We start from the raw sequence: 12181 nt of genomic DNA on the forward strand, positions 1-12181 counted from the left end.
CACGCCGACGGTAGGAACCCGTCATGGTAGCCCTCAGACCTGGGCCTCGCGGCCCGAACCGGCTTCCCGGGCGGGGGACGGGGCGGGTGCCTCGGGGGATGACGGGGTGGATGACCGCGATGGCGCCTCGGGGGCACGGGCGGCACCGGCGGGCGTCGTCGATGCGGCAGCGGCCGACGGCTTCAGTCGTGCGATCGGGGCGCCGGGGGTGCCGGGGGCGTCCGACAGATGGCCCGGGACCGGGACCGTGACCCGGACGGTCGTTCCCCCGCCGGGTGTCTGCGCGAGAGAGACCGAGCCGTGGTGCGCGTCGACGATGGCCGCGACGATCGCCATGCCCAGACCCGCGCCGCCGGAGTCGCGGCCGCGCGAGGCGTCCACGCGGTAGAACCGCTCGAACACGCGGGCGGCGTGCTCGGGGTCGATGCCCGGGCCGTGGTCGCGGACCTCGATGACCCCTGAACTCCCATCCAGCCCGACGGCGATCTCCACCGCCGTCCCGGGCGGAGTGTGGGTCACGGCGTTGCCGACGAGGTTGGCCAGCACCTGCCGCAGCCGCGACTCCTCGCCGAGCACCTCGCAGACGCCCGCGGGCTCGCCCGCGCGCAGCGGTTCGAGCCGCACGGGCCGGGACGGGTCGAGGGCGTGCAGGTCGCTCACGGCGTCGGCGGCCAGGACCGTCAGGTCGACCGGCGCGAGGCGCATGGGGCGCCCGTCGTCCATCCGGGCGAGCGCGAGCAGGTCCTCGACGAGCGCGCCCATCCGGGTGGCCGACGACTCGATCCGTCGCATGGTGTCGTCCACCTGGTCCGACGTGGTCAGTGCGCCCATCCGGTACAGCTCGCCGTAGCCGCGGATCGTGGCCAGGGGCGTGCGCAGCTCGTGCGAGGCGTCCGCGACGAACCGCCGCATCCGGGCCTCGGACGCGGTCCGAACGCCGAACGCGTGCTCGATCTGGGCGAGCATCCCGTTCAGGGCGGCGCTCAGCCGGCCGACCTCGGTGTGCTCGTCGGAGGCGGGCACGCGACGCGACAGGTCACCGGCGGCGATCGTGGCGGCGGTGACCTCGATCTCGCGCAGCGGCTTGAGCGAGCGTCGGACGGCCCAGGTCCCGGCGGCCGCGCCGAGCAGCAGGATCCCGATGCCGCTGATCAGGAGGACGACGCTCATGTGCTGGACGGTCTTGTGGATGTCTCCCATCGGGAGCGCCACGACGATCGAGCCGCCGTTGGTCAGCGGGTAGGCGACGACGCGCCAGGGGGAGCCGGCGCCCGACGAGCCGACGGTGAACGGCTCGGTGCCTCGGGCGCTGGCCTGCCGGGCGGTCAGGTCGGGAACCTCGGGGATGCCGTACCGAACCGCAGCGGACCGAGAGAGGCTGCCGCCGAGGGTGGTGCCCTGGGCGTCCTGCACCCGGACGTAGTAGTCGCTGGGCGTCAGGCTGTCGCCGAAGCCCTGCAGCTGGCTGAGCGTGTTGTCGGCCAGGCCCTTGCCCTCGGACTCCAGCTTGGCGTCGACCTGCTTGGTGAGCGTGCCCTCGAGCAGGGCTGCGCTCGTGGCGCCGGCCAGCACCAGACCGAGCGCGAGCAGGACCGTGACGATGCCGACGAGCCGGGTGACCAGCGGGACGCCCGCCCAGCGCCGGCGAACGGCGGCCCACCAGCGGCGAGCCCGGGACGACCCGCCCGCCCGGGGCCCCGGGGGGTCGACCGGGGACGGCGCGACCGCCATCGGCGCAGGCCGGGTCGACGCGTCGTCGGTCGACGCCGCCGGGGTCGACGGAGCCTGACTCGGCGACGGCTGACTCGACGTTGCCTCGGTCACCGCTTCGCGCCCGCTCACGACGACTCGCGCAGCAGGTACCCGACGCCGCGCTTGGTGTGGATGAGCGGGGGCAGGCGGGTGCCGTCGGGACCGTCGACCTGGTCGACCTTGCGGCGCAGGTAGGAGATGTACGACTCGACGATGTTGGCGTCGCCGCCCCAGTCGTACTGCCAGACGTGGTCGAGGATCTGCGACTTCGAGAGCACGCGGCCGGGGTTGAGCATGAGGTAGCGCAGGAGCTTGAACTCGGTGGGGGACAGGTCGATCAGCGTCCCGGCGCGCAGCACCTCGTGCGAGTCCTCGTCGAGCTCGAGGTCGGAGTACCGCAGCACGCTCGTGTCGTCGTCGAGCTCGGGTCGGGTCCGGCGCAGGACGGCGCGGATGCGGGCGACCACCTCCTCCAGGCTGAACGGCTTGGTCACGTAGTCGTCGCCGCCGACCGTCAGGCCCTGCACCTTGTCCGCGGTGTCGTCGCGGGCGGTGAGGAACAGGACGGGGACGTGCTGACCCTTCTCGCGCAGGCGTCGCGTGACGGTGAACCCGTCCATGTCGGGGAGCATCACGTCGAGCACGACGAGGTCGGGCTCCACCTCCCGCGCGAGGCGCAGCGCCGAACCTCCGTCGGCCGCGGCGTGGACCTCGAAGCCCGCGAACCGCAGGGACGTGGCCAGCAGCTCGCGGATGTTCGGCTCGTCGTCGACGACGAGCAGGCGCGCCTCGGGAGGAGCCTGTGTCCCGGGCCGGGCCGGGGAGTTCGAGGAGTCAGCACGCATGCATCGAGTCTGGCCCGAATCCCTGAGAGTTGGCTGGATGTAGGCCGAATGTTCTTTCGGTGCTCGCGAGGTGCAGATTGCTCGGACGGACGTGGACGATTGTCCACGTACCGGACGATCGGGGTCCTGCGCCTTGCATGATCGGGCGTTGTGGGCGGTACCGTCTGCGCGTGACATCCCCCTCCATCGGTGCCCCTCGCCCGGTCGTCACCGTCATCCAGAGTTCGCCCGACGTCCATCTCGACCGCTTCGCCGACTGGCTCGGTGGCGAGCCCGGCGACGTCGACCTGCGCATCGTCGCGGCGTTCGCGGGTGAGACGATCCCGCTCTCGGACGAGGTCGGCGACGGCCTCGTCGTCCTCGGCGGCCACCTGTCCGCCCACTCCGACTCGGTCGCGCCCTGGCTACCCAGCCCGCGCCCTGCTCGCAGACGCGAGCACCCGCGGCGTGCCGACGCTCGGCATCTGCCTCGGCGCCCAGCTGCTCGCCGTCGCCCGCGGCGGTCGCGTCCAGGTGGCCGCGCCCCCCGGTCGTGAGGCCGGCCTCGCCGACGTGCGCTGGCGGCCCGAGGCGGCCGGCGACGCCGTCGTCGGACCCGTCGCCGCGCTCGCCGACGACCGGTACCGCACGCCGCAGCCGAGCATGCACGCGGACGCGGTGGTCGACCTGCCGCGCGGCGCCGTGTGGCTCGCGTCGTCGCCGATGTACCCGTACCAGGCCTTCCGGGTCGGGTCTGCGTGGGGTGTGCAGTTCCACCCTGAGGCGTCGGCGGAGACGCTTCGCGCCTGGGCGGACGCGTACGACGACGTCGATACCGCCGCCGTGCTGGCGGCGTACGCGGCGCGCGCCGACGAGGTCACGGCGGTCGGTCGTGCGCTCGCCGAGTCGTTCGCGGCGCACGTGCGCGCGGTCGCGCAGGAGCCGGAGTCGCTCCCGGTCTGACGCACGTCCTTGACGACGACGAAGCCCCGGAGGCGAACCTCCGGGGCTTCGTCGTTGCCGGATCGTGCGTGCGGGGCGGTGCGCGATCGACCAGCCGGGATCAGTCGCGCTCGGCGGGGTCCAGTCCGAGGTCCTCGGCGTCGATGATCGAGTACGCGTAGCCCTGCTCGGCCAGGAACCGCTGGCGGTGGGCCGCGAAGTCCTGGTCGACCGTGTCCCGCGCGACCACGGTGTAGAAGTGGGCGGTGCGGCCGTCCGCCTTGGGGCGCATGATCCGGCCGAGCCGCTGCGCCTCCTCCTGGCGGGAGCCGAAGGAACCGGACACCTGGATGGCGACGGCCGCCTCGGGCAGGTCGATCGAGAAGTTGGCGACCTTGCTGACCACGAAGCTTGGTGATCTCGCCGGCGCGGAAGGCGTCGAACAGCCGCTGCCGCTCGCTGACCCGCGTCTCGCCGGTGATCAGGTCCGCGTCCAGGTGCTCGGAGAGGAGGTGCAGCTGGTCGAGATACTGGCCGATGATCAAGGTCGGTTCGCCCTCGTGCTTGGCGACGAGCTGCTCGACGACGGTGTTCTTGCCCTTGGCGGTCGCCGCCAGGCGGTACTTCTCCTCCGGCTCCGCGGTCGCGTAGGCCATGCGGTCGGCGTCGGGAAGCGTCAGGCGCACCTCCACGCAGTCCGCCGGGGCGATGTAGCCCTGGGCCTCGATGTCCTTCCACGGCGCGTCGAACCGCTTGGGCCCGATGAGGCTGAACACCTCGTCCTCGCGGCCGTCCTCACGCACGAGCGTGGCGGTCAGGCCGAGTCGGCGACGTGCCTGCAGGTCGGCCGTCATGCGGAAGATCGGGGCGGGGAGGAGGTGGACCTCGTCGTAGACCACGAGACCCCAGTCGCGGGCGTCGAGCAGCTCGAGGTGCGCGTACACGCCCTTCCGCTTCGTCGTCAGCACCTGGTACGTCGCGATGGTGACCGGGCGGATCTCCTTGCGGGCGCCCGAGTACTCGCCGATCTCGTCCTCGGTGAGCGAGGTGCGCTTGACCAGCTCGTCGCGCCACTGCCGGGCGCTGACGGTGTTGGTCACCAGGATCAGGGTCGTCGTCGACGACCGGGCCATGGCTCCCGCGCCGACGAGCGTCTTGCCGGCGCCGCAGGGGAGCACCACGACGCCCGAGCCGCCGTGGAAGAAGCCGTCGACCGCCTGCTTCTGGTACGGCCGCAGGTGCCAGCCGTCCTCCAGCAGGTCGATCTGGTGCGCTTCGCCGTCGACGTAGCCGGCGAGGTCCTCGGCCGGCCAGCCCAGCTTGAGCAGCACCTGCTTGAGGTGTCCGCGCTCGGAGGGGTGCACGACGACGTCGGTCGCGTCGATGCGGGCGCCCAGCAGGCCCGCGGTGCGCTTGGACCGGACGACCTCGACCAGGACGGCCGGGTCCAGGGCGTGCAGGACCAGGCCGTGGACGGGGTCCTGGATCAGCTGGAGACGGCCGTAGCGCGACATCGTGTCGGCGACGTCGACCAGCAGCGCGTGCGGGACCGGGTAGCGGCTGTACTCGAGCAGGACATCGACCACCTGCTCGGCGTCGTGGCCGGCCGCGCGCGCGTTCCACAGGCCCAGGGGGGTCAGGCGGTAGGTGTGCACGTGCTCCGGGGCGCGCTCGAGCTCCGCGAACGGGGCGATCGCGCGGCGGCAGGCCTCCGCCTGGTCGTGGTCGACCTCGAGCAGAAGCGTCTTGTCGCTCTGCACGATCAGGGGGCCGTCGGTCACAGGGGACTCCTTGGTGCGTTCGGTGTGGCTGTTCGTCGGCTGCGTCGTCAGCGGTCGGTCAGCTGCTCGGCCGCGTCGTCGAACTCGTCGGTGGCGGTGGGGCTGTCGGTGCTGTCGTCGGTGCTGTCGTCGTCCTGCGGGGTTCGGGCTACGGGTGTCGGGACGTCGCGCATGACCGAGGCGATGCGGTGCACCGCGACCGTCAGCTCCGACTCGCGCGCCGGGTCGATGGCTCGCAAGCGACCGCCCTCGACCCTCAGCGGCCGGAGCAGCCTGCGGTCCGGGACGCCGTTGGATCCGACGAGCTCGACCCAGACCGAGACCTTCTCGGCTGCTGCCTCGCGCAGGAGCACCAACGCGTCGACGGGGTCCGCTGTTCCCGCAGGTCGGGCGCCGGGGCGCTCGTCGTCGGTCGGGAGCGACGCCGACGGTCCTGCGGCGGGCGCGACGTCCCGCGCGTCGGAGGCCCCACCCGCGACAGCCGTAGGGGTACGCGTGTCGGCGTCGTCGACGGCGGCCGGGTCCGTGGTGCCCGCGCCCGCTGCGTGCTGCGTGCTGGGCGCGCCCGCATCAGGACGGCCGGATTCCGTCGTGCCGCTGCGCACCGGGCCGGTGCCCGCTCCGGCGGGCCGGGGAGCGGTCAGGAGCGCGCCGGGCAGACGCTCGGACTCGTCGACGCGTCGCTCCTCCTCGGCGCGTCGCAGCTGGGGGACCAGCGCGAGCAGCCGCTCGTCGGAGACCTGCTCGCGGACCGGGGGTGTTTCGCGACGCCGGGCAGCGGCAGCCGCGCCGCGGCGCCCGACCCGCCGGACCGAGGCGGCCACGTGGACCACCTGGCCGTCGGGTCCCTCGGCGACGGGGGCGAGCCCGTGGGCACGGAGAGCGTCCAGGAGCTCGCGGGCCGGTGCCTGCGAGGCAAGCACGGTGGGCGCCAGCTGCACCAGCCCGAGCGTCGCCAGCCGGTTGTCCTCCGCCAGGCCGGCCAGCAGGGCCGGGTCGTCGGCGCGCAGGTAGCTCGACGCCGTGCCGGCGCGCAGGCGCCCGTGCCGACGTGCCGCGTCGCGCACCAGGTACTCGAGCGGCTGCGGCACGGGTCCCCGCGAGTGGGCGGCAGCTCGGCCAGCAGCCCGTCGGCCGTGGCGCCGGCGTCCAGGGCCCGGCGGATCGAGTCGGGTGTGAAGCGGACCGTGAGCGCCCCGCCGCGCGACTCGACGTGGGTGCTCCGGTCCAGCAGGTCCTCGAGCTCGGGGCTGGGGCGGCCGGGGACGACACCGGTCAGGTCACCCTGCAGCAGGATCTCGTCGACCGCCGGGGGCAGCGCGGCCGCGAGCGCGTCCGCGGGGTCCGGCGTGGCTGTCGGCGCCCCGACGAGGAGTCCTGACTCGGCCAGCAGCGCGCGGCCGGCGTCGGACAGCGCGCCGGCCCCGAGGATGCCCAGGCGCCCGGCCTCGAGCAGGACGGCCGCGACCGCGGCGAGCGGTGGCACCGAGCGCGGGGTGCGCCAGCGCAGGACGGCCAGCACGCTGGACGGGTCGAGGGCGGTGCCCGGTTCGGTCGCCGCCAGCGCGTCGAGCACCGACCGGCGAAGCCGCGGCGCCCACGTCCGCTGGAGCTCGGGGTCGAGGGCCGCGCGCACCCCGCCTCGGTCGTCGCGACTGCCGACGAGCCACGGGGTGCGCAGCATGCTCGTCCAGGTGCGGGCCAGGGTGGCCCAACGGTCCGGGACGTCGCGGGTCGACCACTCGTCGACGACGACGGTCGGCGCGAAGGTCGGGGCGTCCTCGCCGTCGTCGGCCAGGAACCCCGCCGCCCCGGCGAGCTCGATGACGAAGGCGGCCTCCGACTCGTCGACGTCCAGCAGCTGCGCCGCCCGACGCAGCTCGCGGACCCCGAGGCCGCCGCCGCGCAGCACGCTGGGCGGGTTCTGCTCCCACAGGCGGATCAGGCGCGCGACGAGGAGCACCGACCGCTCGCCCGCCGACGCCGACTCGGCGGCCACGAGCGCAGGCGGCCGGTGCGGCGAACCGGTCGAGACTGTCGGTGGGGTCGCCGGCGACGCGTGCGTGCGACCGCCGCGCAGCGTCAGGGCGACGGTGCGGGGCAGGACGACGTGCCGGGCGTCGCCAGGGGCGAGCAGGCGACGCCGCAGCAGCCAGTCGACGGCCGCCGCGGCTGCCGTGTTGTTGGACGGAGCCAGGCCGACGGGAGGGCCCCACAGGAGTGCGTCGAGCACGGGGCGGGCGCCGGTCGGGGCGGCGTCCAGGAGAGCGGTGATCTCGTCGGGAGTCGGCTGCTCCATCGGCGCGACCGCCGCCCGGCGGTTCCCTGCCTCCGGGCTCGCCAGGCCGGCCGGGTAGGGCCCGAGGATCTCCGCGAGCCCCGGCGACGGGAGCAGGACGGGGGACCGGGTGTCGTCGAGTCCTGGGTCCGTCGCTGTTCCGGCGGGTGCGGCGGCGCCGGCCCTCGGTGAGGCGTCCGCCGTGTCCACCGTGTGCGCCGTGTCCGTCGAGGCGGTCGCGGGGTCGTCGTCGGGGTAGATCAGTGCAGCGGCGATGGCGAGGTGCATCGCACGCTCGACGGCGGCCACCGACGCGTCGTCGGTCGCGCCCACGGCCGCCGGAAGGTCGGCGCTGCGGACGGTGCCGCCGTCGCTCAGCGCCGCGACCGCCTCGAGCACCTGCAGGACGCTCGCGTCGGAGCCGGCGAGTGCGCGTTCGAGGCTCGATCGACTGGTCGCCCGCACCGCCAGCGACGACAGCGTCGCCGGTGAGGGCGCCGCCAGGTCCGGCCTGCTGCGCAGCAGCACGACGCTCGTCGTCGCTGCGATCGCGCAGGTAGCCGATGAAGGAGGACATCCGGTCAACGATACGTGGGTGTGGCCCGGCCCACGTCGGTTCCTGCGATCTGGTTACCCCGCGGTAACGCGGGGTCACCTGCTCCTGAACGGACGGAAGAAGGCCCGCAGCTCCTCGGCGTACAGCTCGGGCTCCTCGAACGCCGCGAAGTGCCCGCCGCGGGGTGGCTCCGTGCAGCGCACCAGGTTCGTCGTGCGCTCGAGCCATCTCCGAGGCGGCCGGACGACGTCGCCGGCGAACAGCGAGAAGCCCGACGGCACCTCGACGCGGCGGGCCAGCTCGGCCGGCGCGATGGCCGCGTTCGCGCGGTACATCCGCATCGACGGCCCGATCGTCCCCGTGAGCCAGTACAGCGTGACGTTGGTGAGGATCTCGTCCTTGGTGAGCTTCCGCTCGATGTCGCCCCCGCAGTCGCTCCAGCCGTGCAGCTTCTCGACGATCCATGCCGCGAGCCCGGCCGGCGAGTCGGTCAGCCCGACGGCGGCCGTCTGCGGCTTCGTGCGGTGAATCGCCGCGTAGGCGCCCTCGGTCGCTCCCCAGGCAGCCGCGCCAGCGAGCCAGTCGCGTTCCTCGGGGTCGAGATCGGCCGGATCGAGGTTCGTCGCGGGCAGGCCCGCGTCCGTCCGGTGGACGGCGACGACGCGGTCCGCGTGGTCGAGTGCCAGGTACCGGCTCACGTGGCTGCCCATGTCGCCTCCCGCGGCACCGAACCGCGGGTAGCCGAGGACGTCCATGAGCTCAGCCCACAGGGCGGCGACGCCGATCGAGTCGAGGGTCGGATCCGTGGGGTGGTCGGAGTATCCGAAGCCCGGCATGTCCGGGACGACCACGTCGAACGCGTCGGCCGGGTCGCCGCCGTGCGCTCCCGGGTCGGTGAGCAGGGGGACCACCTTCGAGTAGCGCCAGAAGGAGTCGGGCCAGCCGTGACTCAGGAGGAGCGGCATGGCCGACGGGGCGTCGCTCGCACTGGGCGATGCCACGGCCCGGGCGTGGACGTAGTGGATCCCGAGGCCGCCGAGCCGGAGGCGGAAGTGTGGCTGTCGGGAGAGCGTGGCCACCTGTGCCGTCCAGTCGAACTCCTCCGCCCAGTAGGCCACGAGCTCGCGCAGATACGTCACGTCCGTCCCGGCCGACCAGCCCGCGTCCTGCGGCTGGTCCGGCCAGCGCGTCGCCCGCAGACGCCGGCGCAGGTCGTCGATCGCGGCCTCGTCGGTCGGCACGGTGAACGGCTCGGGTCGTGGAACGTCCGCCATGGAAGGCACGCTACGCGTGGCGGCACGACGTGACCCCGGTGGTGTGCCGTCCCGACGACGTGACCCCGCGCCAGGCGGATCCGCCTCCTGTGCCGGTGCCACCCGTCGATATCCGCGGGCTCACCCCGTGTCTACGGGCTGGCCGTGGCGGTCGGTGAATCTCCAGCGGCCGTCCACCCGACGGACGGTGATGCGTTGGTCGTGGACCCAGGCATGGTGGGACAAGCACAGCAGGCAACCGGTCGCGACGCCGGTGGTCCCGTGGTCGCGGGCCCACTGCTCGGTGTGGTGGATCTCGCAGAGTGCCGGCGGTGCGTGGCAGTCCGGTGCCTGGCAGTGCAGGTCTGGGGCGATGATCGCCCGGCGCTTGTGCCCGGTGTAGGTGCGCTCCGAACGACCCACGTTGAGGACCTGCGACCGGGTCCGAAGACGACGCGGGTCACCGTCGAGTCGCAGGCGATGCGCGCGAGCACCGCATCGGGGATCGGGCCCGTACCCACGAGCTCGGCCACCGCGAACCGCTCCACGTCCCCGACGGGTGCGGGACGTCGACCGAACGCATCCGCCGCAACCCCCCGACCCGGGATCGGCGCCAGTCGCACGCTCGGCGGTGGTCGCGTCGGCGCTCGTCCAAGGATCAGCCCCTGTCGCCGGATGGGCCCCTGTCGCCGGACCTGTGTTGATCGCCGCGGCGGTGCCGCACCGGGTGAGCGCGCGCGTCAGCGTCTCCAGGTCCGTGACGACGCTGATCTGCGGCCGGTGCGTCCCCGTCGCGCCGGTGAGGTCGTTGTCGAGGAGGGCTCGGACCATCGTCGTCAGCGCCGTCGCTCGCTCGCGTCCCGGCGGTTGTCCGGCGCCGGCGGTCGACCTGTCCGTCAGCGCGGTGAGGGCCGCGCGCAGCGCGTGGCCGTGCTCGCTGGTGAGGAAGCCCGCGAGGTGGCAGCCGTCTGTCGTGTCGGAGAGGTCCAGGAACTCGGCGTCGGTCGCGTCCCGGTAGCCTCGTTCGTCGGCTTCCGGGTCGGCCTGTGCGGCCCATCGACGGGCGAGAAGGCGCAGCTGCGCGGCGGGAAGCACCCGGGCGTGCTCGAGCAGAAATCCCTCACCGCACGCGTCGGCGGGTGCGGTGAGCGCAGCGCGGCGCGCCTCGGTCGTCGTCGTCACCGCCGCGAGCACCTGCGCAGCCTCGATCGACACCGTGCCGGCGACCGCCTCGACGGCGGTGGCGGGCAGGTCGTCGCGCATCGCCCGACCCAGTCCGACGAGGCGCGCCGCCTGACCGTGCGTGACACGACCCTGGGCGGCGACCCACGACGTGATCGAGCGGTTGCGGGCGTCCAGCGCCCACCACCCGTCGGCCTCGACCACGGTGACGGTCCGAGCCGCGATGGCCGTCAAGCGACCGGCGAGGGCCAGCGCCTCGGCGACCACCGCGGCCGCCTCCGCACCCGCGATGCGCACCGCCGCCGACGGGTCTGCCACCGAGGCGAGCGCGTCGACGGACGACGTGAGCTCGACGAGGACGTCCAGGACCGCGCCGGAGGGCGCCGGCGAGCTTCGCACCCTTCGTCGCGTCGATCGTCACCTGGCCCCGCCCCCAAAGATGCCCGACGATGCCGTGGAATTCCGGCAGCGTTCTCGCCTGTGCACCAGTGTTCCAGGTACCACCGACATTCCGGTCGACACATCTGTAGGTGGCATCGCAGCAGGCCAGGTGCCAGAACAATGCGGCCGAAATCAGCTGGCGAGCCGTCCACAGCCCCCGAAAACAATTACCTCGCCCACAGGGCGTCGTTTGTCGTTGCAGGCCGGGCATCCTGACTACGGCGTCACGCACGCCACGCACGTCGTCGCGGTGGGGCGTGCCTCGAGCCGACCCTCGGGGATCGCCTGACCGCACACCACGCAGATGCCGAAGGTCCCGGCGTCGATTCGACCGACCGCCGCGTCGATGGAGGTGATCCTGTCCGTCGTCTCCCTGGCGAGCGCCTCGACCTGAGCCCGTTCGAAGGCGATGGTGGCGCCCTCGGGGTCGTGCTCGTCGTCGGCGTTGCTGTCGCGGGATGCGTCGACGACCGCGCGGTGGGTCGCCTCGAGGGCGCCGAGGGTCTCGGCCGCGGCCGCCCGCAGGGAGAGCAGGCGTTCTCGCGCGCCCGCGGGATCGCGGTCGGCGTCCACGGCAGCTCCTCTCGTCGTCGCGACCGGTGCCCTCGTCGACGAGACCCAGCGTCGACTTCGCAGTCCGGATGGATCAGGCACGCACCCGTCGTCGGGACCCTGCGCAGCATTCTCGTCGCGATCATGCCCGTGCGGCTCGAGCGCCGGGCGCCCGCAACGTGCGCAGGCCGGTAGCCTTGACCAGTACGTCTCTTACACAGGACAGGGGTTCACCGTGCCTACCGGCAAGGTCAAGTGGTTCGACACCGAGCGCGGCTTCGGGTTCATCGCCAGCGACGACGGCGGCGAGGTCTTCCTGCACGCCTCCGCGCTGCCCGAGGGTGTCACGGCGCCGAAGCCGGGCGCCAAGGTCGACTTCGGTGTCGCCGACGGTCGTCGAGGCCCGCAGGCCCTCTCCGTGAGCTCCTCGACCCGGTCCCGTCCGTCGCCAAGGCGGCACGCAAGCCGGCCGAGGACATGGCGGTCATCATCGAGGACCTCATCAAGGTGCTCGACAAGATCGGCAACGACCTGCGCCGTGGCCGCTACCCCGAGAAGGCCCGCGGCACCCAGTACGCCACCCTGCTGCGCGCCGTCGCCGACGACATCGAGGCCTGAGC

General features: G+C 73.5%; 8 protein-coding genes and 4 pseudogenes. 3 read left to right on the top strand and 9 right to left on the bottom strand.

Annotated features, from left to right (window positions below; all coding sequences use genetic code 11):
* Positions 1-33 precede the first annotated feature (33 nt).
* Both AC38ZX_RS02695 and AC38ZX_RS02700 read right to left on the bottom strand, forming a co-directional pair.
* Positions 34-1731, bottom strand: a complete 1698-nt coding sequence (locus AC38ZX_RS02695; RefSeq protein WP_491296247.1) for a sensor histidine kinase — start codon at positions 1729-1731, stop codon at positions 34-36.
* A 107-nt stretch (positions 1732-1838) separates the two neighbouring features.
* On the bottom strand, positions 1839-2597 hold the full coding sequence (locus AC38ZX_RS02700) for a response regulator transcription factor (RefSeq protein ID WP_426594339.1): 759 nt from the start codon (positions 2595-2597) through the stop codon (positions 1839-1841).
* A gap of 170 nt (positions 2598-2767) precedes the next feature.
* On the opposite strand from AC38ZX_RS02700, the gene AC38ZX_RS02705 reads away from it, so the two are divergent.
* Positions 2768-3133: a type 1 glutamine amidotransferase family protein gene (locus AC38ZX_RS02705; protein ID WP_491296248.1), complete on the top strand. Its 366-nt coding sequence runs from the start codon at positions 2768-2770 to the stop codon at positions 3131-3133.
* Complete coding sequence (locus tag AC38ZX_RS02710; protein WP_491296249.1) at positions 3045-3539, top strand: type 1 glutamine amidotransferase; 495 nt, start codon at positions 3045-3047, stop codon at positions 3537-3539. Before AC38ZX_RS02705 ends, AC38ZX_RS02710 begins: the two co-directional genes overlap by 89 nt.
* A 100-nt stretch (positions 3540-3639) precedes the next feature.
* On the opposite strand, the pseudogene AC38ZX_RS02715 reads toward AC38ZX_RS02710, so the two are convergent.
* The 7 genes and pseudogenes from AC38ZX_RS02715 to AC38ZX_RS02745 all read right to left on the bottom strand — a co-directional run bounded on the left by AC38ZX_RS02715 (position 3640) and on the right by AC38ZX_RS02745 (position 11582).
* A pseudogene (locus AC38ZX_RS02715) lies at positions 3640-5299 on the bottom strand (DNA repair helicase XPB).
* Positions 5300-5346: 47 nt separating this feature from the next.
* Positions 5347-5904, bottom strand: coding sequence for a hypothetical protein (locus AC38ZX_RS02720; RefSeq protein ID WP_491297559.1), 558 nt, complete (start codon positions 5902-5904; stop codon positions 5347-5349).
* A 384-nt stretch (positions 5905-6288) separates the two neighbouring features.
* Positions 6289-6390, bottom strand: a pseudogene (locus AC38ZX_RS02725) (helicase-associated domain-containing protein); the annotation flags it as partial.
* An 80-nt stretch (positions 6391-6470) separates the two neighbouring features.
* Positions 6471-7865, bottom strand: a pseudogene (locus AC38ZX_RS02730) (helicase-associated domain-containing protein); the annotation flags it as partial.
* Positions 7866-8228: 363 nt separating this feature from the next.
* Entirely contained in the window at positions 8229-9407 is a 1179-nt protein-coding gene (locus AC38ZX_RS02735; protein ID WP_491296250.1) for an epoxide hydrolase family protein, read from the bottom strand.
* Positions 9408-9527: 120 nt separating this feature from the next.
* Positions 9528-10967: a DUF222 domain-containing protein gene (locus AC38ZX_RS02740; RefSeq protein WP_491296251.1), complete on the bottom strand. Its 1440-nt coding sequence runs from the start codon at positions 10965-10967 to the stop codon at positions 9528-9530.
* A gap of 258 nt (positions 10968-11225) precedes the next feature.
* Positions 11226-11582 (bottom strand): TraR/DksA family transcriptional regulator, encoded by a 357-nt coding sequence (locus AC38ZX_RS02745; RefSeq protein WP_491296253.1) that lies wholly within the window; start codon positions 11580-11582, stop codon positions 11226-11228.
* Positions 11583-11796: 214 nt separating this feature from the next.
* Here AC38ZX_RS02745 and AC38ZX_RS02750 point away from each other — a divergent pair.
* Positions 11797-12179, top strand: a pseudogene (locus AC38ZX_RS02750) (cold-shock protein).
* Positions 12180-12181: the final 2 nt, after the last annotated feature.

Source organism: Cellulomonas sp. McL0606, assembly GCF_058248365.1.